The organism is Chloroflexota bacterium (genome assembly GCA_020161265.1).
Classification (GTDB): domain Bacteria; phylum Chloroflexota; class Chloroflexia; order Chloroflexales; family Herpetosiphonaceae; genus Herpetosiphon.
Genome location: JAIUOC010000002.1, coordinates 433195 through 455008, shown reverse-complemented (window position 1 = coordinate 455008; position 21814 = coordinate 433195). Strand labels below are relative to the sequence as shown.

Genomic DNA, 21814 nt, shown 5'->3' with positions numbered 1-21814 from the left:
GGCTACTCCTTGGGCTAGCGCCGTATCAATGCTTGTAATCCATAGCTAATACCAGCACCAAGAATGAGGGTTCCAAGGCCAGTCCATGTGATGATTGTGATTAAGACCCACTGCCAAGCGTTATCAACGACATGCCGAAGTTCACGCCATTGGACCCAACTAATTGCACTTGAGGTAAATCCAAAAACAAAAAACACTATCCCAATAAAGTGGGCGGAGGTTAATTCGGAATTATTGGCAATAATCAGATAACTTATGCTGATAAAGGTAAATGTGCCGATTAGCGCACTATTGAAACTCCAAACTGAATGCCTGAAATGCTCGTTTATCGCTCCACACTGGATGCGACTCGCAATATAAATCGTGATAAAAACAGGGATAGCGAATATGAATATGCTTATAAGAATGCCCGAAGAATGATCGTTGATGCTCCCTATTCGAAAGTTGGATCGGGCAAACATGCAAAAACCACCAACATTAAACATTGGGTAAAGGATACAGCTAACCCCAAAGGCTGTACAATTAACCCCTACCCAACTCCAACGGCTTGGCTGATTAGGGTCGTCCATACGAGCTGTCGGAACGTGATAGTCTTGCACTGAATTGGGGTTTGTTGGTTGGTTAATTGGTAGTTTAGGTGAATCATTCATACTTGTCTCGCCTCTCCATTGAATGTTAATCAAATCGATACTTTAGATCTTATTGGTTGATCGGGGGAAAGATTGTTTTGCTTAGACTAAACAAGACACTTAATATGATACAACCAAGGACTATCCACGTTAAACTACTGGCCCAAACCCATTGAAGCGGGTTAGTGGCAACCGGTTTGATTTCAAGCCCTTGAATCAGGGCTGTACCAAATGCGGTTATACCAAAAATAATAAATAAATATCCCATCACGATGAATTCAGAAGTATTGTTGGAGAGAAGATTCCCTAACATAAAATGGGCTAAAAATGTACTAGTCGGCATTAGTACACCGGCTGCCAAGGCTGTTTTAGTAACCCATGACCAGCGAGGAATGTTGGAATCTAAAGCTATGCGTTGGATTAGCGCTATGGGAATTGTGGTTATGGCCGAAAGGAAGCCATAGCCTAAGATACCTAATGGCCCACGGGTATTATGGAGGCTAAACTGGTTTAATAGGGAAGGCCATCGATCTTCTACATATACGAGCGCTATGCTAGCAGCTACAAATAAACCAGGAAACAGAAAGCTTGCCATAAAGAATGCAATCACATTCGCACCGACCCAGCGTTTCCAACGATCTGGATGATTGATTTTGCTCAAGTTAGCGGTTGGAATGTAATAGCCTTGCGCTGAATTGGAGTTTGCTGGTGGTTGAATCAGTGGATCGGTTGAATCGGGCATAGATTTTTCCTCTTCTCAATCATTTAAGCTTGCCTCAGCTTGGTTTACAGTTGAGGCAACCTTTACTTTTACACACTAATACTGCCAATTACTCCCATAAAAAAACTAATAATACTTCCCACAACCAAGCTTCCTAGGATTGTCCAAGTGAAGCCACTTACCCATACCCATTGGGTTGGGTCATCGGCAATTTTTTTAACTTCGAATGCTTGGACTAGCGCTGTACCAAAAGCGGTTGGTCCAAAATTAACCATCATCGTTATGATATATCGTTGCCATGAGTCATCGCCGAGAAAAAAACTATCTCCGACGAGATTGCTTAAGACCGTGCTAATTGGAAAGAGCATTCCAACTGCTAGTGCAGTTTTGATTACCCATTGCCAACGTGGTACTTGATAATTGAGGGCTGATCGTTGGATCAGGGATGATACTGCGCCTGTTATCGCCGCGATCAATCCCAAGATTAATAATCCAAGTACTTGAACGCGAAAGGTATTGATATTAAATAAGATGGGCATCAGAAGATCGCCTAGCTTGCCTATGGTTGTGATCGCGATAAACAATAAAACAGCAAACGTAACGATTGCCACGATAAAACTGAGAATATTGATCAGTACCCAATTTAGCCAACGATTGGGCTGATTAATTGAAGGATTAAATGCTGACGGAACTACATAGCCTGGAATAGCATAGGCGGTTGGTGACTGCTGATCGTGATAGTGTGGCTTGATTGACTCGGACATAAACCTTGCTCCTGAATATACCAATAAGCGCCCGAAGAACGCTCATTGGTCGTTGCGATGGTTGCGCTAGCTGCAAGCGGAATAGATACTAAATCTGGCCTCCAATGGCCATGGCGAAGAAGCCAAACAGGCCACCTAAAACTAACCCACCAAGAATTGTCCAGGTGAGGCCAGTCGTAATCACCCATTGCATCGGACGATTGGCGACTTCCTTAAGCTCAAGATATTGTACAAAGGCAGTGCCGAACGAGGTTATACCAAAAATAAGCGTAGCTAAAACAATAAACATCCAAGCATTTGCTTCGGCTGGCTCTAGCATATTAATCACTGTGCCGCTGAGAAAGGTGCTTAATGGCAATAAAATGCCTACAGCCAAGGCCGTTTTGCCAATCCATGGCCAGAGCGAAACTTTATTATGCAAGGCTCCACGCTGAATTAAGGCCACAATCGCCGCAGTAAATGCTGCGCAGACCCCATAGCCAACTAAGGCAAGAATATTAGCATTGGCAATATTCTCAATATTTTCAAAGTTTGAAGTTGAATCGACATAAGTTGCTGCAATTACCATGGCTAGGCCAAAAAATAAGCTCAAGAAACTCATTGAAGCCACAAAAAAGCCTAGCACGTTCATGCCAACCCAGCGTAGCCCACGATCAGGCGCATTAATATCGCTAATGATTGGCGGTGGCCCCATATAGGCTGGATTGCCATAGACCACAGGTTGTTGCTGATAGCCATAAGGCGCTGGTGCTTGACCATAGGCTTGAGGCGGTTGTTGATAATAGCTTGGTGCCTGGCCGTAGGGCGGCTGAGGCTGGCCATAGCCTTGTTGTTGCCCGTATTGCGTTGGCTGTTGGTAGCCATAGGCTTGGGGCTGCTGCCCATAGCTTGGAGTAGGTGGCAACGCTTGAGTCGAAGAATCCAGCACTTGCGTTACCTGTGGCTGAAGGACGTTGGTGGCGACTGGTTGCTCGGGATTTGCTGGCGGTGTCAAGGGCGTAGTTGGTTGAATTGGTTCTGGCATAAACCTAGCTCCTGATAAAACCACTGAGCATTGTAAGAACGCTCAGGGCTGAGTTGGCAAATAGATGCTAAAGATTGTAGCACTAACGCCAAACTGTGAATTGCTGCTTACAATGAGAAAATAAAACTACCCCATGCCAAGCCACTCAGGCTTGTCCAGGTTAAAACTGAAATAATGACCCAAGTAAAGGGCTGTTGGCTAACTTTTTTTACTTCGGAAAGCTGGCCCAACCCAGTCGCCAAGGCAATGGCTGCCGTACTTGCGGTGAGAAACAAGGTATTGATCAATTGGTAATTATCAGCAGAGGTATTAGGATTGATCATGAAAAAGAAGATTGCCAAGCTAACAGCGGTTGTTAGGGCGGTTATTAATCCAGTTTTGAGGATCCATGGCCCATAAGAAACCCGGTTATGCAGCCCGATCCGTTGAATCCAGCCTGCGACTAAGGCGCTAATGCCAGCAATTCCCGCGAATAATCCGATCGTAAAGCCCACTTCGCCTGCTTGGGTATTGATCGAATCGACGATGCCACCAGCTTGGCTTCCATCAATAAACAACCAGATTGCCAAGATAAAAAAGAGCACAGCAAAAACCACACTACTCAAAATCATGGCTAAAACATTAAAACCAAGCCAACGTAGCCAGCTATTGGAAGCATGGGCATTCTGGCTTGGAACGCTGTAGGTTGGGTTGCCATAGGCTTGGGATGGTGCTTGATAGGGTTGTTGCCCATACCATTGGCCTGGCGGTTGATTTGCTGGTGGTTGGTTGCTCGGCTGAATCGGGGTAGTTGGCGGAAGTTGATTTGACATAATTTGTCCTTTGATATACTAACGAGCGCCCAAAGGACGCTCGTTGTTGAATTTAATGCTTGATGTGCTTGGTCTATGGGTAGCGTGGTGGGGCGATCGTTACGCCTGCTGGTGGCTTAACTCCAGGTCCATACAGATAGAAATCTTCCCATGGATAGTAGCGAGTGAAGAAGCGTTCGCGGTTTGATGTACCATTGGCCTTATTGATGACGCGATACATCGTCACATCCATGCCTGCGCGGCCATGGACGAGTTGTTCAACTGCGCCACGTCGCATGGTTTTGTCGTATTGCCAAACCGGCTTGCCTGGTTTTTGCTCGTTGGAATAAGTTGGACCTTCCATGGTGGCGCGGCGACCATCGCCATAGCCCCATAACGAGAAGGTTACTCGTCCAGCGCTGGTGTCGGTGTCTGTCCACATGAAAATATCGGTGCCTAAGTCGTTTTTCCAACGGAAATCGACATCGGGCACGAAGACGGTGGCATCAAAGCCCAAAATATTTTCATAATAGTACACGATGTAGCTATGGCCATAGCGTTCGATAATCGGCATACCACTATTGAATACTGCACGGTACATCGTGGTTGATACTTGACATAAACCGCCACCAACAACTTTTTCAAGTTTGCCATCGACGATTGCATAGCCATCGGTAAAGCCAGCCTCTTCGGAGACATCACCAACATTTTGGTTGAATGAATAGACCTGACCAGCCTTAACCGTGACCCCTTTGAAGCGATCGGCGGCGCGTTTGATGTTGTTGATGCGTTCGGCGTTAGAGCCGCGGTAGTAGGTGGTGGCACTCCCCAGTTTTTGCACTTCGAGGGCTGGCTTGAGCAAATTTTGATCAATGCCCATGCGATTGATATATTGCTTGCCCAATAAGCCTAATTGAATTTCCCACTTGGTGCCAGCATGCTCGGGATGCCATTCCATGCGAGCGCGTTCGAAATATTGGACAGTATAGGTTTGGCCATCTTCGGCGTTTACTTCCGAAAATTCTTCGCTGATCGGATAGCCAAAAGTGTACAAACCGCCATACTTAGTCCAATAATCGCGAAAGCCATTGCCCAACGAGTGGCCCGACTCAGGATAGAAGGTTGCGCCTTCGTAGCTAGGGCCAGTGCGCCAGGCGAAAGGTTCTTCAGCTTCACGACCTTCGGCGGCAACTGCCCCCAAACGTGTCGCTAAAATATAGAAATCTGTGCCCTTATTTTCGGGGTGAATCTCCAAGCGAGCACGCTCGAAATATTGCACCTGAAACCCATTCTCCCAAATCACTTCAGTTAATGGCAACCCAAACACCTCAAGATCACCTTGGCGTTCATAGAAGCGTTTGACATCGAATGAGATGTTATGGCCAGTTGCCGCAAAATAGCGATATGGCTCCCATGCAGTCGTTTGTTGTGCCTGCACGGCAGCACTAACCGAGGCAGTTGGTACACTTGGCGCAAGCCCCAAGAGCGCCAATCCCAATACCAGAGACGGCAAGAGCCGCCAGCGTTGACCTGGCATATTCCTTTCTCCCGATTGCTAGTGATTCAGTATTAGGCCATTGTACGCGCCAGTTAAGCCTTCGTCAATGGTGAGAATTGCTGATCGAAGGCTGATTGCCCCAATCGTAATTGTATTTGCTGAGCTTCAAAACTTGCCATGGCTCGACCCGCTGGACTCCTGGCAAGGGCGCGATATGGTCGGCCAACAGCTCTAATAATTCATCAGTGGAGCGGAGCCAAGCCTCTAACACAACATCATAGCTACCCAAGGTGAGGCCAACAAAATGCACATGGGGCAAATTACATAAGGCTTGTTCAATTTGGCGCTGGTAGGCTCGATCGATTTGCATACCAATGATTGCTACCACCTGATAGCCCAATGCATAGGGCGAGGCCACCGCGACAATTTTAATTAACCCTTCGTCAACCAAGCGTTCGATGCGGCGGCGCACGGTTGGCTCGCTGCTTCCAACTTTGCTGGCAATCGCCCGATTGGGCAGACGGGCATCGGTTTGCAGAACTTCTAAAATGGCCTGATCAAGCTCGTCCATTGTCATAACGTATTCCTCCAATGTGGACTGACGAAACACACTCTTCGGGGTTTGGCACAATGACGTTTTTCGTCAGCATTTTGTTCCCAAATTTGTTAGGATCATTGCATATCACTGAACTGATGATTAATTCAGGCTATGCGACGCTGCAAGCGCTGATTAATTTCAATTTTGGGAGTTGTACAATGGCTTGGTTCTATTTAATTGTGGCAGGTGTTTTAGAAGTTGGTTGGGCGGTTGGGTTAAAATATAGCGAAGGGTTAACCAAGCTTGGCCCAAGCCTTGCCACGGGTGTGATGCTTGCGGCGAGTATGGCGCTGTTGGGGATGGCCTTGCGTGATTTGCCCCTAGGCACAGCCTATGCAATCTGGACAGGGATTGGCACGGCTGGCACGGCAATTTTAGGTATTTGGTTATTTGGCGAATCGGCTCAACCGTTGCGGCTGGCCTGTTTGGTGATGATCGTTGCGGGTATTATCGGGCTAAAATTATTAGCTGGCAAGCCTGCCTAACCATGCAAGTGCACGGTTAAGCAGGTGCCTTCGCCAACGACGCTTTGCACAGCGAGCGTGCCACCAAGTTCTCCGGCACGCTCAGCCATACTGGTTAACCCCAAATGGCGGCCACTGCGCTCCAATAAATCGGGGTCGAAGCCACAGCCATTATCTTTGACCATCAAGGTTGTCGATTTGCTGGCAAAGCTGAAGCTTACCCGTACATTGGTTGCTTGGGCATGGCGCAAGGCATTGGCAATCGCTTCTTGGGCAATTCGATATAAGCCAGCCGCATTGGCTGGACTAAGCACCGAATCCTCGCCCTCGCACTCTAAATTAATTGCAACTTCTTGAGCATTCAAGCTGGCAATATGGTCGCGCAGCGATTTGATAATGCCATGTTCTTGCAAAGGCGTTGGGCGCAATTGCAGCAAGAGTTCGCGCATTTCGCCGAGCGATTGATGAGCTGCGGCCTTCAAGCGATCAATTTGGGTCGCCGCTCGAACTGGGTTGCGCTCAACTTGGGCACGAGCAGCTTCAGCCGTCAAGGTCATACTAAACAAGGTTTGGGTGACCGAATCATGTAATTCACGGGCCAAACGCGAACGCTCCTCAGCTTGAGCCGCGCGTCGTGCTTGATCATACAAGCGGGCTTGTTCGATCGCGATGGCGGCTGAGGTGGCTAAGCCTTCAGCTAAAACCAATTGCTGCGGCCCAAACGGCGCATCACGATCAGGCGTGGCCACCAAGACAACCCCTAAAACTTGCTCTTTGATGCTCAATGGCAAGGCCAACAAGGTTTGGTAAGGAATCGTCGGCGAAACCGCATGAATTACTCTGGCGCAGCCTTGTTTGATCACTTTGGCTAAAGTTGGCTCGTTACTCAACGAGGTTGGGCTAGCCCAGCGCATGCGCAAGTAGTTGTGGTCGCCCATTGCCCCAGCTTGGGGAGTCAAACGCTCGCCCTGTTCATCAAGCAATAACACCAATACATCTTCAGCATGCAAGGCCTCGCCAATGGCGGCGGCGGCACGTAGCAACACTTCGGGTAAGTGCAAGGTTGAGCCAACCGTGCGGGTCATTTCTAAAAGCAAGGCCATTTCGGTGGCGCGACGTTCGGCAGCAGCAAACAGATGTGAGTTGTGCAAGGCCAAGGCTGCTTGGTTGGCAAAGTTAGCGACCAAGTGGCCATCATCGGCAGTATAGGCATTTTCGCGATGGCTATCGACGGTCAAAATGCCGACCGTGCGTTCGCCCACCCGCAAGGCCACTCCAATCCATGAACGAATTGGACCAGGCTGCATCACAAACGATGGATCTTTGCGCACATCGCCCAAAACCACTGGTGCAGGCGAGCCAACCACTTTCCGCGCCAATTCATTATCGGGCACCGAAATCCGCATATCATAGACTTCGTTGTTCATGCCGCGGGCAGCGATTACCTGCAATTCATCATCTTCAAGCTGCTGAACCGAAGCGCTATCAAAGGTAACCACCCGTTCAAGTTGGCGCAAAATACAGGCTAACACTTCATCACGATCAAGCGTAGCGTTCAAGGCAACTGAAACTTCATTCAGGGCAGTTAGTTGGGCGACATACGAACGGGTATCATCAAGCAAGGTTTGCAACTGATTGGTCGATTGATCGCGTTCGGCGGTGCGTTCATCGACTCGGCGTTGCAAGCGCTGATACGATTGTTGCAAATCTTCGTAGGCCCGTTCGAGCGTGGCATAATCAGCTTGAATGCTGTTATATTCGCTATCGAGGGCACTATGCGCTTGGGCTAAAACCGTGCGTTCGCGTTCAGTGCGTTGGATACTCGCCCATGCTTGGCCGAGCAAAAGGCTTAATGAGCCAAGCGTAATCAGCAATGCTAGCCAGTGTGGTGCAAGCCAGAGCCAGCCAACCCCCACAAAAACACCAAGTGTTGCCAAGCCAAAACTCATGGCTGGGGTTAATCGTGGTTGAGGGGTTGGTCGTGCTTGATTGGTTGGGGCATCAAGAACACGCATAACTGGCTCCTTACTTGGTTTAATCATGGCGTTGAATCGCCAAAAATGCTTGTTCAACTTGGCGGCGAGTCTCCGCGAGCGAACCGCTATTATCAATTACAACATCGGCATGGGCGATTTTATCGGCCTGACTATTTTGAGCATTAATCCGCAGCAAGGCTTCGGCTTCGCTCATACCACGGGTTTCGATCAAGCGGGCTAGCTGAATTGCTGGATCGGTAGTGACAACCCAAACTGCATCGCACAAAGCAGGATAGCCACTTTCGATCAATTTAATTGCATCGATCACCACAACCTGCGCATTATTTTGGCGCTGAGCTTCCAGCCAAGCCATAATTGTTTGGCGGACAATTGGGTGGACTAAGGCTTCCAAACGACGCAACTGGGCTTGATCGGCAAAAACGATTTGGCCTAGGGCTTGACGATTAATTGGCTGACCAAAGGTTTGGTTTTGCAGAATTCCAAGGCCAAAAGCCTCGACGATCGGTGTATAAGCGCTGCCATCAGGGGCTTGCACTTGATGTACCACGGCATCAGCATCGCAAACAGCTGCGCCTAATTCGTGGAGCATCGCCACAACCGTGCTCTTGCCACATGCAATATTGCCAGTCAAGCCAATTCGATACATTACAAGCCCTTATAAAAAGGATGAAGGATGAATTATGAAGGATGAAACCGCTAAGAACGCGAAGGACGCTAAGGTTTAGGTTTTGGCACGCAACAGGGTTAATAGTAGTCTTCCTGTCCTTCGTGGTTAAAGGAATCTTTCATCCCTCATCCTTCATAATTCATAATTTCGTTACGCTCCAACTTCTTCGGCCAATTGCTCCCAGCGGGTGTAATAATCGCTGAGTTGGTTTTCGAGTGCGGCATATTGCGTGCCAAGCTCGCCAATTTTGCGGCTATCTTGCTTGATTGATGCTTGCATAATTTCGGCATCAAGCGCGGCTTTGCGTTGCTCTAGGCTGGCAATTTCGCGCTCAAGATTTTGCAATTGGCGCTTGGTACTGGCTGGCACAGGCGTTGGATTGGCTTTGTTGGCCTTGGTTTGGCGTTCGGCAGCGCGTTTGGCTTCGATCGCGGCGGCTTCAGCAGCACGCCGTTCGTTTTCCCGCTGAGCAGCAAGCGCCGAATAGTTGCCCGGGAAGCGCGTAATGCTGCCATCGTCGTTGACCAACCACAAGGTATCAGCGACTGCATCGATAAAATAGCGGTCGTGCGAGACAAACAGTAAGGTACCATTAAAATCGTTAAGCACGCCTTCAAGTGCCTCGCGGGCCTGAATATCCAAGTGGTTGGTTGGCTCGTCGAGCATCAAGAAATTGCCGCCGTTGAGCATCAACTGCGATAAGGCCACTCGCGAACGCTCGCCGCCCGAAAGATCGCGAATTTGCTTGAATACATCATCGCTGGTAAATAAGAAGTTGCCGAGCATGGTGCGTGCCCGGGTTTCACCCATTTGCGGGTTATGGCGCAGCACTTCATCCAAAATCGTGTTGTTGAAATCGAGGCCTTCGTGACCTTGAGCATAATAACCAAGTTGTACATTTGCTCCAACTTCAAAGCTACCAGCCAAGGGCTTGAGTTGGTCAACCACGGTTTTGAGCAAGGTTGATTTGCCGCTGCCATTTGGCCCCAGCAAGGCCACCCGTTCGCCGCGCATTACATACAACTCATCAAATTGCAGCAAAGTGGTGTTTTGGCCGTTCTCGGTGTAGCCAACGCCCAATTGCTCTAATGCCAAGACCACATCGCCAGAACGAAGGTTGGTTTGCAAAGCAAATTTAAGTTCTTTGCGCCGTTGCGGGCCTTCAATCGCCTTAACATGGCCGTGAATACTATTCCAGCCTTCTTTAAAGCGATTAAGTCGGCGTTCGCGGCCTTTGGCTTCGCGGGCGCGAACCCCAGCCTTGAAGCGCCGAATAAATTCCTCGGTTTTGGCGATCATCTGTTGCTGGGCTTCAAATTCTTTGGCTAAACGCTCCATGCGTTCGGCTTTGATCGTTTGGTATTTAGAATAGGGTGCGGCGTAATCCTGCAAGCGGCCCCATTCCATTTCCCAGGTGCGGTTAGAAACCCGATCGAGGAAGTAGCGGTCGTGGGAAATCACGATTAATGTGCCTTCCCAATCGCGCAAAAAGTCTTCGAGCCATTCCAAGGCCGCCATATCCAAGTGGTTGGTTGGCTCGTCGAGCAATAGAATATCCGGATCGCCCAAGAGAGCCACGGCGAGTGCAGCGCGGGTGCGTTGGCCACCACTAAACTGAGCGATGGGCTGAGTCCATTGAGCATCAGTAAAGCCCAAACCTTGGATGGTACGGGTGATGCGATGCTCTTTTTCATAGCCGCCAGCATGCTCATAGCGATGTTGCAACTCGCCATACCGTTCCATCGCCTGCTCCCATTGGGGATCATCGGGATTGGCGATCGTGACTTCGAGCTGGCGCATTTCGTCTTCGATGTTGCTTAGTGCGGCAAAGGCGGCATGCGCTTCGCGCTCCAAGGTCGAATCGGCAGCGAACGTCGCTTCTTGAGCTTGGTAGGTCACGCGCAAACCGCGTGAGCGATGCAACGAGCCTTCGCTGGAACTATCGATGCCAGCGATAATTTTCATTAACGTAGATTTGCCCGCGCCATTGACCCCAACCAAGGCGATTTTGTCGCCACGAGCCACTTGGAACGAGACAGCTTCAAATATTTGTTCGGCTCCAAACCATTTGCCGAGATTATTAGCAATTAAGACAGACATTATCGGGTGCTCCTCAAGGTTTCACACATCATACCATTGCTTTAAGTTTTAGCTATCAGTCTTGAGGCGCACGTAGTATGCGCTTCAGCGAGTAGTACAATCGTCCCTACTTAAATGCGCCATTGTATGCTAGGATAAGCCCGCTGGTGTGGTTTTAACAACTTCGGCTTTGATAGCGAGAGACTATTCGAGCCTGCTCACCTCAATCTGGTGCCCAACCATAGTCGAACCCATACGCCCTAGCTTCGATCCAGTTCATGGGTAGTAGTTCGATTTTTTATAGTACGAGGTTTTGGTATGCATCTGAAAACGTTAATCGGTCTAGGCAGCATGCTGCTTGCTTTGGCGACCGCTGGAATTGGTCATGCCCAACAAACCCCTGTAACACTTGCGGCTGCTTCGATTTTTACCGTAACCACCTTTAATGATGAAATTAATCAGAATGGTCAATGCTCGTTGCGCGAGGCAATTGTGGCGGCCAATACCAACAGTGTCAGCGCCGATTGTGGCAATGGAGCACTAGTCACGACGATCAATTTAGCCAGCGGAACTTATACGCTGAATATCGATAACCCTGTGCCAGTTGGTACGGAGTTTCGGCTTGATGATGATAGTGGCTTATATGGCGATTTGGATATTACCGATACGCTGAGTTTGGTCGGCGCGGCTCCGAATCTGACGATCATCAGTGGCCTGAGTGTTGCCAATACCAATCGAATTCTGCATATTCATAGTGGTACGGTTAATCTGAGCAACTTGAGCTTAATCGAAGCCCGTAGCCCATGGAATGGTGCGGCAATTTATAATCAAGCTCAACTAATTCTCAACAATGTTAATCTGAATAATAATCAGACCGTGTTGAACTTTAATTACAACGATAATCTTGATGCCTTGCATGGCGGAGCAATCTACAATGCTGGCAGTTTATCAATTAGCAATAGTGCCCTAACTGGTAATCGTACTGCCGCAGCCTTGCATGATTTTAATGGCGGAGCAATTTATAATACCGCGCAGCTAACAATCAATGCGGTTGGCTTTCGCCAAAATCAAGCAGTCAATGGCGGAGCCATTTATAGCACTTCAGCTGATCAACAAGTAAGTATTAGTACTAGCGAATTTACTGATAACAAAGCAATCATTGTGAACGATAACGAAGATCCGCAAGGTGGTGCGTTGTGGTTGAATAGCACCACGACGATCAGCAATACGATCTTTCGGAGCAACGAGGCCAATGCTGGTGGTGCAATCTATGCACTCAAGGCTTTGACGATTAATACCAGCATCTTTGATCGCAATACTGCTGGAAGTGGTCATGGGATTGCTCATGGCACGGCAATTCATAGCAAAGGCCAATCGAATATCAATCGCAGTATCTTTAAATCTAATGCTGGCGATTCAGCAGCGATTGGCAATGCTGGCACGATGCAACTTGATCGCGCTACAATCATCGATAATTCCAATCGAGCAATTGAATTTATGGGTACTGCGCCAATTGGCACTGGCGGCGGCATTCATAACACCAATCAATTAACCATTATCAATAGCACGATTAGCAATAATACGGCTAATTTGGCGGGGGCAGGAGTCTATAATTCGCGTTTATTGCACTTGATCAACACCAGTGTGATTAGCAATGGCATTAAATTTGGCGATGAGGATGGGGTTGGCGGTGGAATTTATACCCTACCAGCCAGCACAAGCTACCTTACCAATACCTTGATCAGCCTCAATACTGCGCCTGCTGGAGCCGATTGCTGGGGTGCGACGCAAGGTTTTTATGCGCTGATTAGCGAACTTGATTATTGCCAACTTGCTGGAAACACCAACCTGGGCGATCTTTCAGCCCAAACCAGCCCATTAGCGCAAGTTGATGACTATACTTGGGTTGCGCCATTAATCCAAACCAGCCCAGCGGTTGATGCTGGCCACAACCAAGCCTGCCCCGCGAGCGATCAACGTGGTCAAGCGCGGCCAATCGATGGCAATGGCGATTTGTTGGCTCGCTGTGATCTTGGTGCTTACGAATTTGTTTCAACCCAAACCTTCTACCATCAATTTGCCCCTTGGGCCACCCGCTAAAATGCCAAAGCGGCGCGATCCTCGTTGATCGTGCCGCTTATTCCTCAATCCACAAGCAAACCAGGTTACTCAGCTAGGCGATAGCCAACACCCCATTCGGTCAGCAGAATTTTCGGCTGACGGGGATTGTCCTCTAATTTACGCCGTAAATGCCAGATATAGACTTTCAGCGAATCGTGATCTGATTCTTTGCCACTGCCCCAAATCGAGCCAAGCAATTTTTCGTGCGGCACCACTTGACCAACACTATCAGCCAGCAAAATCAACAATTGATATTCGGTTGGCGTGAGATCGATCACCTTATCTTTGACTTTCAACTCGCGGCGTTGGCGATCCAGCACCATCAAGCCTTCGCCTGCGGTGATAATTGGCCGTTGCGGTGGAATCCGACGCAACAAAGCCCGAACCCGTGCCAACAATTGGCTTGGGCTATAGGGCTTGGTGACATAATCATCGGCCCCACTATCCAAACCTGAGACAATTTGTTGGTCTTGAATATTGGCGGTCAGCATCAAAATGGGCACATTGCTGAACTCGCGAATTCGACGGCAGGTTTCGTAGCCGTCCATGGCAGGCAACATCACATCCAAGATAATTAAATCGGGTGTGAGTGAGCGGACATACTCGATGGCGGTTGGACCGTCGTAGGCAATTTGAACCCGATATTTTTCCATGGTCAATTGCAACGACAACAACTGGGCAACATCGGGTTCATCGTCTACAACTAAAATTAACGGTTGTTCCATAAGTGAGAGATCCTCTCCAAAAACACTAACCCGATTTTTTAGGGCAATAATTCCGATAATACATGATCCATCTCAGACTCTGTAATCGCATTAATCCGAGTATACCGAATAATGCCTTCAGAATCAATAAAAAAAGTAACAGGAATATTAAAAATCCCAAATGCTTGTTGGGCAACGCGCTCGTTATCAAGCGCAATCGGGTAGGTTACGGCGTAGCGCTGAATAAAGCGCCGAATTTCTTGATCGTTATCTTGATCGGTTAGGTTGATGCCAACGACGGCGATTTTATCACCATAGCGTTCGGCTGTGCGCACCAAAGCGGGCATTTCTTCCTTGCATGGCTCGCACCACGAGGCCCAAAAATTAATAATTAATGGTTTGCCCTTGTATTCTGCTGGATTAAAGCTGCCACCGTCAACCGTTTTGAGCACCATATCAGGTACTGGTCGATCGATACCAACCACGGTTTGCGGCTTACTACCGCCACTCGTTAAGATTGCCACTGTCGCAATAACGATAATCGCCACGACAATGCCTGCGCCGAGCCAAAGCCATTCTTTGCGTGAAAGGCCTTGCTTGACGCTAGTTTCAGATTCGCTGGTCATGATGATTGCTCCTAGGGCTTGGCTCCATCAAGCAGGCTTTCGGCTAATTTGGCCTGCAAACTGGTTGGGCCAAGTTCAATAACTTTTCGCCATAAACGCTCAGCATCAGCCATGCGTGGTTCAGGCAATAAGGCATAAACGCGCCCCACATTCAGCAACACCAGCAAGGTCTGATCATCTTGGGCCAAGGCGGTTTCAGCTTCTGCGAGGGCTTGTTCGCTATAAAAGGGGTTGCCGAAGCCAAGCCCATAGCGTGCCAAGGCCACCGCCCGATCCGAACGAATCAGCGGTTGGAAGTTATCCAAGGCCAAGGCTTGCGAATAGGCATCGCTGGCTTGAATCCAACGGCTGAGGTTTTGCACATAGGCTTGGCCGTTGGGGGCATGCTCATAAATCATCTGAATAAAATCATAATGGGCATGGCCGAGCATAATCCAGCCATTAGGATCACGCGGGTTTTGGTTGATCACACTTTGGGCTTGAGCAGTGCTCGCATCAAGCGCCAGCAGTTGATCGCGCACATTTGGGTCGCTAATTTCGCTCAAAATGGTTGAGGCAAAGAGCGGCATTTGTTGCGGGGTGGTCTCGGCTGGCGGACGAGTATTGAGCCAAATTAAGCCGCCAGTTCCGCTAATTACTAGTGCGGTTGTAATAACCAACACTAACCAGCCATTCAGCCAGCGCCAACGCACTGCTCGTTCCACATCAATGGGTTTAATTGTGGGATTGCCACGCCGCGAGGGCAGCGGACGATAATCTAATTCATCGGGTTGTTCCGACATTCTGTTTAAACTCGCTAGCTACGGATGCAAAGGTTGCTTGCATCCGTAGCGTTTACAATTGATTAAGCGGCTTGGGTAGCGGCCTCAGGCAGGCTAGCTTGGGCACGACGTTTGGTAGCATGTTCGATAAAGCGCCGTGTGGCCGCCAACGATCCACCAAGCGTCATCACCACTGTGCCAACCCAAACTAAGCCGACTGCTGGTTTGGTGCTGACAAAAATATCAGCGCGTTCAGGCAAGACTGGTAAATCAAGCCCAACAATTTGCAATTCTACTTGGCGATTTTCCAGGCTCAAGGCTGAAATCAGCACTTGGTTGCCATCGGCCAAGGTGTAAGGCTCGGGTTGGTTGCCAACGTTGGCGACGGCGCGTAAGCCTGGCTCGATCGTCGTGGCATTGCCCGCCTCATCATAGAAGGTTAACCGCGCTTTGATTGTAATCTCGTCGGTTTGGGTTTCAGCACCAGTGTGGCCTTCGGGCAAACTGTAATCGAAGTTTTGAAACACAAAACTATAGGGGCCGACGCTGCCTTTTTGGCCTTGCGCCAAGGTCAATAAATTAGGGTTGCTAGCGGCCAAATATTTACCAGGCGAGATATACAAATCGCCCCACCATTCGCGAATAATCGCTGGATTGCTGATCCATTGGCCATCGCGAGGGTTGAGATACAACTGTGGCGCAGCATCTTGGACTTCGCCATCACCGCGTTGCACTGCCAAATCGATCACGCCTTTTTCGGCTCCTTGGTTGTTGGTGCGGGTTGCGTAGCCTTCGAAGGTAATTTTATGACCAAAGGCGGTTTGAGTGGTGTTTAAGGGAATGGTCATGTTGATATCGGGTGAGCTATAGGCCGACGAGCCGACGAAGCCGATCACCAGCAGGGCTGCGCCGATATGGGCTGCATAGCCGCCGATGCGCATCCAGCCGCCGCGCACAGTCCGCACGATCATCAAAATATTGACCCCAAGCCCCAAACTGCCCAGCCCAAGGTAGGCCAGTGAGAGTGGTTTGCGAACGCCAAGCAACAGGCCAATCACCGTGGCAACCACTGCCAAAATTGCTGGCAAGCGTAGGGCAAAAATAAATTTGCGCATGTTGCCGCCGCGCCAACCAAGCAATGGGGCAATCGTCATTAAGCCAATCACGACCAAGCCAAACGGCGGTGTGACCGTGCGGAAAAAGCTTGGTTGCAAGCTAAAGCGGCCATCTTGGCTGGCAGCAACATCAAAAGCTTTGGCAAAGGTTGTGCGTAGGCCATCACGCAAAATTGGCGTTTTAGAGAACAGCGGCATCGATGTGCCAATACCCACAATCAGTGTGATAATTACCAGACAAAACATGCCTAGCACAAACAAACTATCACGCGAAAATAGGCTTTCCGAGAGCTTGCTGATTGGCACATCACGCCAGCGCTGGAAGAAGATGCCCAGTGAAACCACTAAGCCAACCACCAAAACCGCTGCCATGGTCGTGCCAAGGCCATCTTCGGTAAATGAGTGTACCGAAAAATCACCCAAAACGCCCGAACGCGTGAGGAATGAGGCATACATGACCAAGCCATAGGTGACAATTGCCAAGCTAAAATTGGCCCGTCGCAAACCACCATGGGCGCGTTGCACCAACATCCCGTGGAGCAAGGCCGTTACAGTTAGCCATGGCAAGAGCGATGAGTTCTCCACTGGGTCCCATGCCCAATAGCCGCCCCAGCCGAGGGTTTCGTAGGCCCAATAGCCGCCAAGGGTTAATGCAGTCGTCAGCACAACCCATGCGGTAATTGTCCAAGGCAAGGCTGCTTTGACCCAGCCATCGTAATCGCGCCGCCACAGCCCAGCGATGGCATAGGCAAAGGGAATTGCCAACAAGCCATAGCCCAAGAACAAAATCGGCGGGTGAATGACCATCCATGGGTTGTGCAGCAGCTCGTTTAAGCCGCGCCCATCTTCTGCATAGATGATTTGTTTGGCAACATCGAAGCGCAGGGCAAATGGATTATTGATCAACATAAAGCTGATAATTGCCACTTGCACCGCCATCAAGGGCATGAGCACAAACGGCTCAAACTCGCGTGAGCGGCGTAGCAACAACGGCGCTGCCAACAAGCCAACCAAGGCCCAAATCATAAATGAACCTTGTTGACCAGCCCAGAGCGCCGAAAGTTTGTAGCGTAGCTCTAAATCGTTCGATGAGTAGTTGTAGACATAATCGAACTCATAGCGCCCAAAGTAGAACAACGCCAAGAGCAATAGCGAAGCCACAAGGATCGAAACTGCGGCGATCCGCACGCTCCAACGACCCCAACTCAAGGCGGTGCGCTGGCCTGCAATTAGCAATGTATATGAAGTGGTGGCGGTGAAAGCGGCAACTAACGCCACAACCAGCAGCAACGTGCCAAACATAAACAAATTCATGGATGATCCTCTGGTTTGGATTGATAGCTGAAGTTAGCACAAACCCCAGCCTTGCGACCTACTTGGCAGCTTGGGTATCTTCTTGATACTTCGATGGGCATTTGACCAGCAAATCGTCGGCTACAAAAATGCCTTGGCTTTCATCGAATGCGCCAATTGCTACCACGCTGATCGCTTGATCAAAGTTGCCTGGCTTGGGCTGGCGATACAGCACTTCAATTGGTTGGCCCATTTCATCGCGCATGGTAAAGCGGAATGTGCCCGATTCAACCGTGCCTTGATTTTGCGGGTAACCCATCACTTGGACATTGCGCCCGCTGGCTTTGGCCTCGGTCACATTGACATAGGGAGTCAGCGAATCACCCATTGAAGTAAAGCCCAACCAACCCGCCAGCAGCAACAAGGCAATCCCCACGAGATGGAGTGGTTTTAAGCGAAAACGCGGTTTAACTTCAGACATTGCTGGTCTCCTTTCGTTCTGGGTTGACCCGTTCTGGACGAATCGCGGCATTGCTGGTTTGATTGGCTGGATCGGCTTGGCGTTCTTGCAGGGCTTGGCGCAAGGCTTTGGCTTGGCGATCAATCTTCAGCAAATAGGCAAAAATGCCTAGCCAAACCACCAAGGTTACCGCCGCTGCCACATACATGGCTAAGCCGGGGTCGGTTAATCCATTCATATCGTCATTCCTTGTTGTACTAATTGTTCGTTGATATCGAGCACATCGGCGCGTAACCACCAGAGCCAGAAAAACAGCAGCGTAAAGCCAAATAAGCTGGCAAAGAAGGTTAATAAGGTGCGTTGCTCGGTTAGCAGGCCAATATTGCCGGTGTTGGCAATCGCAATTTCAACCGTTTGATTGCCTAGCTCGCCACTTAACCGCTTGATTTGCACATCGCGCAAGGTTTCGGGCAAGCGCTCAATTGCTTCGGGCTTATTGCTCGCCCGATTAAATGACGGTTTAAGGGTGTAATTTGTGCCATTCGATAAAATGCTGACCGTGGCAACCGTTAGATCAGCTTGTTGCTCGATGCCCAGCAATTCAACCTTGAAATCCTCAATTGTGCCAATAATTCGCCCATTTTCAGTTAATTGAATGCCTTGGCAATTGGGCGTATTCAAAATTGCACAATTGGGGTGCAGCGTATCATCGGTGACTCGGGGAATCACAAAGATCAAAAATGGTACAGCTACAAACGCCAGCAAGGCATAGATCGAGCCAAGGTAGCGTTGGCGTTGACGATCTTCAATCGAGGTACGCAAGGCAAAATAGGCCGCATAAATCAACATTAATGCAGCGATCGCGGTCTCGCGTGGGTCCCAATTCCAGTAAGTTCCCCACACTACTTTGGCAAACATCGAGCCAGTTACGGTGGCCAGAATGCTAAAAATCAAGCCCAATTCTGCCGCAGCCAAGGCCAAGGCATCGTCACGAGCACGGCCATTGCGCAAGTAGCGCCAGCTATAAATTGCCGAAAACAAAAAGGCTACACTGGTTAGCCAGCCTGTTGGCACGTGCACAATCACAATTCGTCCAACATTGCCCAAGCCCTCGTGAGCCGGCACCCACAAGAACATTGCTACAGTGACCAATGCTAGCCAAATTCCAGTAAACCACTTAAAGGTTGTCGCAAGCATGCTTAATTGTTCCCACCAGTAGAGTTTTAGGCTTCCCAAACTCGTTCAAACAGCCAGAGCGCGGCCACATGTTCAGCGATGGTATAGGCCGCCAGCAGTTGCAAACCGCTGCCAGCTGAACCCCATGTCCCGCCGCTTAGCGCTAATTCGGTTGTTTCAACCGCGATAATCAATAATGGCAGCACCAAGGGAAAGGCCAAAATTGTAAATAACGAGCCTTTGCCATCGGCCTTGGCGACTAAAGTTGCTAAAATAGTGGTTGCTCCAGCCAAGGCAACTCCGCCTAAACTGAGCGTCGCCAGAAACAAGCCAACTTTGGCAATTGTGACATTCAACAAACCAATAAATAGCAGGGTAACCAGCGTTTCGAGCAAGGCCAAAATCAACAAGTTGACCAAGAGTTTGCCCAAATAGACTGCCAACGCTGGCACATTTAAGCGTAATAAGGTTGCAGTATGCGCTTCTTCCTCGCGCACAAACGAGCGAGCCAAGCCATTCATTGCCGCAAAAAAGATCGCAATCCACAAGAGCACGGCCAAGGTTGCTGCCGAGCGCGGATCACGGCTCAGGCCCAATGGTCCCAAACGAAAGCTGACCATCACCGCGGTCGTGACTGCAAACAAGGCCATGGCATTCAAGGCATAGCGGGTGCGCAGCTCGATTTGTAAATCTTTGTAGGCGACTGCCCAAGCAGCTTGCCATAATGTTGGTTTAGCCACGCGCCGCCACTCCTACCGTCAAAACCAGATCTGCCCAAGCAGCATCGCGCTGATCGTTGGTGGCCAAAATGGTTAGGCCATGCTGGCGTTGTTGTTCAACCAGCTGAGCCACAAATTGGCGACCATGCTCATCGAACATGGCGGTTGGCTCATCGAGCAGCAGCACTGGTGGCTTGGCTAAAAGCGCGATTGCATATTTCAAACGCAAGGCCATGCCCGATGAAAAATGGGCGACCCGTTCAGCCTCGCGCCCAGCCAAGCCAACTTGGGCCAACAATTCGTGCCAATAAACTTGATCGGCGGCTAAACCACGGGCTTTGGCCAAAAATTGCAAATGTTCAATCGCACTTAATTCACGATACAAAGCGACATCCGGCCCAACAAAGCCGATCCATGGGCGCATGGTGTTTGGGCTGTAGGTTTGGCCTTGCCACTGATAGCGAATTGTACCAGCGCTTGGCCGTTCGAGGCCGCAGAGCAAGCGCAAAAAGGTCGATTTGCCAGCGCCATTTGGGCCGCGCACTGCCAAAACTTCGCCACTATGCAATTCGCCCGCCAACTGGTCGTAGACCGGGCGGGTGCTGTAGGTTTTGGCAAGCTCGTGCCAGCTCAGTTGTAGCGCCGCATCTGTTCGATTCATCACAGAGTCTATTGTATCATAGCCGCTTGGCCGTTTGACGCTTGTGAGCAAGCTATTTCGCGTTAGGATCTTTTAATGATCTTTGATATCTATATTGATAGATAGTTCCATTAATAGACCATTTATCCTATAGCAGGATTAGTCCTCATCGTGTGATACTAGAGAGCTAGGCCCAATAATCAGTTTTATAGAGAGGAACGTATGAATAATAGGCAGTTAATCCTGTTCGTATGCTTGTGCACGATATTGCTTGGCTTTGCTATGGCTAAACGCTCCGAAGTAATCAACGCCAACGGATTATTACCCTCAACCCATAATCAAAGTATTGATTCACTTGTTACGCGTAGTACGATGGCCCCAACCGCACCAGTTGGTCCAACCTGCGCGGTAAATCTGCCAACACCAACCCAAGGAATTCGACCAAATGCTACTGCAACTCCTACTGGGCAGCAGCCAACAGTGACCGAAAGGCCAACCTTTACTGCAACTCCAAATGATCCCTGTTTTGTCGAGCCAAAGGTGATTATCACAGCACCAAGTCAGGTCGAGGTTGGCGAGCTATTCACCATCTCAATTGAGTATATCAATCTAGCCTTACCCTCAACCTCGCTTTGGGTTAATGATGGCGGTTTAGCCCATTTTGAGCCAGCAATGAATGAGTATTGTATTGCTGAATACCATAGCACCCAGTGTCGTAGTTTTACCCTACGAGCTACTAATGTAGGGGTTTTTAATTTTGATGCCGTGGCATTAGGCGAAGCTTATTACAATGGTAATTGGCACTTCATTTGGGTTGAAGCCCAAGCCCCAGTTTTTATTAATATTATTGATTGGAATTCAACGCCAACTTCAACCTTTACGCCTGTGCCAACCTGCGTACCTGCTACCAGCACTCCAACCCCAAATATACCGACAAATACGCCAACCCTGGCTGGTTAGGCGACAG

The 21814-nt window shown here is 49.4% G+C and carries 22 protein-coding genes; 3 read left to right on the top strand and 19 right to left on the bottom strand.

All coding sequences use genetic code 11. From position 1 onward, the window contains the following. Nucleotides 1-14: 14 nt before the first annotated feature. The 7 genes from LCH85_06335 to LCH85_06305 all read right to left on the bottom strand — a co-directional run bounded on the left by LCH85_06335 (nucleotide 15) and on the right by LCH85_06305 (nucleotide 6004). Nucleotides 15-650: a hypothetical protein gene (locus LCH85_06335; protein MCA0351596.1), complete on the bottom strand. Its 636-nt coding sequence runs from the start codon at nucleotides 648-650 to the stop codon at nucleotides 15-17. Between the two features lie 49 nt (nucleotides 651-699). Further along, on the bottom strand, nucleotides 700-1371 hold the full coding sequence (locus tag LCH85_06330; GenBank protein MCA0351595.1) for a hypothetical protein: 672 nt from the start codon (nucleotides 1369-1371) through the stop codon (nucleotides 700-702). Nucleotides 1372-1439: 68 nt separating this feature from the next. Next, nucleotides 1440-2114, bottom strand: a complete 675-nt coding sequence (locus tag LCH85_06325) for a hypothetical protein (GenBank protein ID MCA0351594.1) — start codon at nucleotides 2112-2114, stop codon at nucleotides 1440-1442. An 88-nt stretch (nucleotides 2115-2202) separates the two neighbouring features. Next, nucleotides 2203-3138, bottom strand: a complete 936-nt coding sequence (locus LCH85_06320) for a hypothetical protein (GenBank protein MCA0351593.1) — start codon at nucleotides 3136-3138, stop codon at nucleotides 2203-2205. A gap of 107 nt (nucleotides 3139-3245) precedes the next feature. Continuing rightward, nucleotides 3246-3950, bottom strand: a complete 705-nt coding sequence (locus LCH85_06315; protein ID MCA0351592.1) for a hypothetical protein — start codon at nucleotides 3948-3950, stop codon at nucleotides 3246-3248. Between the two features lie 73 nt (nucleotides 3951-4023). Next, entirely contained in the window at nucleotides 4024-5466 is a 1443-nt protein-coding gene (locus tag LCH85_06310; protein ID MCA0351591.1) for a VanW family protein, read from the bottom strand. A gap of 64 nt (nucleotides 5467-5530) precedes the next feature. Continuing rightward, nucleotides 5531-6004 carry an Lrp/AsnC family transcriptional regulator gene (locus LCH85_06305; GenBank protein MCA0351590.1) on the bottom strand — a complete coding sequence of 158 codons (474 nt, stop codon included), beginning with the start codon at nucleotides 6002-6004 and terminating at the stop codon, nucleotides 5531-5533. A 179-nt stretch (nucleotides 6005-6183) separates the two neighbouring features. Between LCH85_06305 and sugE the strand changes: the two genes are divergently transcribed. Beyond that, nucleotides 6184-6510: a quaternary ammonium compound efflux SMR transporter SugE gene (gene sugE, locus LCH85_06300; GenBank protein ID MCA0351589.1), complete on the top strand. Its 327-nt coding sequence runs from the start codon at nucleotides 6184-6186 to the stop codon at nucleotides 6508-6510. On the opposite strand, the gene LCH85_06295 is transcribed toward sugE, so the two are convergent. From LCH85_06295 to LCH85_06285, 3 genes are all read right to left on the bottom strand, one after another. Further along, on the bottom strand, nucleotides 6507-8504 hold the full coding sequence (locus LCH85_06295; protein MCA0351588.1) for a GAF domain-containing protein: 1998 nt from the start codon (nucleotides 8502-8504) through the stop codon (nucleotides 6507-6509). The two genes, sugE and LCH85_06295, sit on opposite strands and share 4 nt — an antisense overlap. A gap of 19 nt (nucleotides 8505-8523) precedes the next feature. Beyond that, nucleotides 8524-9132, bottom strand: coding sequence for a dephospho-CoA kinase (gene coaE, locus LCH85_06290; GenBank protein MCA0351587.1), 609 nt, complete (start codon nucleotides 9130-9132; stop codon nucleotides 8524-8526). 171 nt (nucleotides 9133-9303) lie between these two features. Further along, nucleotides 9304-11253: an ABC-F family ATP-binding cassette domain-containing protein gene (locus tag LCH85_06285; protein MCA0351586.1), complete on the bottom strand. Its 1950-nt coding sequence runs from the start codon at nucleotides 11251-11253 to the stop codon at nucleotides 9304-9306. Nucleotides 11254-11550: 297 nt separating this feature from the next. Between LCH85_06285 and LCH85_06280 the strand changes: the two genes are divergently transcribed. Further along, nucleotides 11551-13332, top strand: coding sequence for a CSLREA domain-containing protein (locus LCH85_06280; GenBank protein ID MCA0351585.1), 1782 nt, complete (start codon nucleotides 11551-11553; stop codon nucleotides 13330-13332). Nucleotides 13333-13397: 65 nt separating this feature from the next. On the opposite strand, the gene LCH85_06275 is transcribed toward LCH85_06280, so the two are convergent. From LCH85_06275 to LCH85_06235, 9 genes are all read right to left on the bottom strand, one after another. Next, on the bottom strand, nucleotides 13398-14078 hold the full coding sequence (locus LCH85_06275; protein ID MCA0351584.1) for a response regulator transcription factor: 681 nt from the start codon (nucleotides 14076-14078) through the stop codon (nucleotides 13398-13400). Nucleotides 14079-14116: 38 nt separating this feature from the next. After that, nucleotides 14117-14683, bottom strand: a complete 567-nt coding sequence (locus LCH85_06270) for a redoxin domain-containing protein (protein ID MCA0351583.1) — start codon at nucleotides 14681-14683, stop codon at nucleotides 14117-14119. An 11-nt stretch (nucleotides 14684-14694) separates the two neighbouring features. Further along, nucleotides 14695-15465, bottom strand: a complete 771-nt coding sequence (locus LCH85_06265; protein MCA0351582.1) for a hypothetical protein — start codon at nucleotides 15463-15465, stop codon at nucleotides 14695-14697. A 62-nt stretch (nucleotides 15466-15527) separates the two neighbouring features. Then, complete coding sequence (gene ccsA / locus LCH85_06260; GenBank protein ID MCA0351581.1) at nucleotides 15528-17873, bottom strand: cytochrome c biogenesis protein CcsA; 2346 nt, start codon at nucleotides 17871-17873, stop codon at nucleotides 15528-15530. A 58-nt stretch (nucleotides 17874-17931) separates the two neighbouring features. Continuing rightward, a complete protein-coding gene (locus LCH85_06255) occupies nucleotides 17932-18333 on the bottom strand; it encodes a cytochrome c maturation protein CcmE (protein MCA0351580.1) in 402 nt (133 codons plus the stop codon). Continuing rightward, nucleotides 18326-18550 carry a CcmD family protein gene (locus LCH85_06250; GenBank protein ID MCA0351579.1) on the bottom strand — a complete coding sequence of 75 codons (225 nt, stop codon included), beginning with the start codon at nucleotides 18548-18550 and terminating at the stop codon, nucleotides 18326-18328. Before LCH85_06250 ends, LCH85_06255 begins: the two co-directional genes overlap by 8 nt. Next, complete coding sequence (ccsA, locus tag LCH85_06245; protein MCA0351578.1) at nucleotides 18547-19509, bottom strand: cytochrome c biogenesis protein CcsA; 963 nt, start codon at nucleotides 19507-19509, stop codon at nucleotides 18547-18549. The genes LCH85_06250 and ccsA (LCH85_06245) overlap by 4 nt, the downstream gene beginning before the upstream one ends. Before the next feature lie 26 nt (nucleotides 19510-19535). Further along, nucleotides 19536-20228: a heme exporter protein CcmB gene (locus LCH85_06240; protein MCA0351577.1), complete on the bottom strand. Its 693-nt coding sequence runs from the start codon at nucleotides 20226-20228 to the stop codon at nucleotides 19536-19538. Next, on the bottom strand, nucleotides 20221-20868 hold the full coding sequence (locus LCH85_06235; protein ID MCA0351576.1) for an ABC transporter ATP-binding protein: 648 nt from the start codon (nucleotides 20866-20868) through the stop codon (nucleotides 20221-20223). The genes LCH85_06240 and LCH85_06235 overlap by 8 nt, the downstream gene beginning before the upstream one ends. A 261-nt stretch (nucleotides 20869-21129) precedes the next feature. On the opposite strand from LCH85_06235, the gene LCH85_06230 reads away from it, so the two are divergent. Beyond that, nucleotides 21130-21807: a hypothetical protein gene (locus LCH85_06230; GenBank protein MCA0351575.1), complete on the top strand. Its 678-nt coding sequence runs from the start codon at nucleotides 21130-21132 to the stop codon at nucleotides 21805-21807. Nucleotides 21808-21814: the final 7 nt, after the last annotated feature.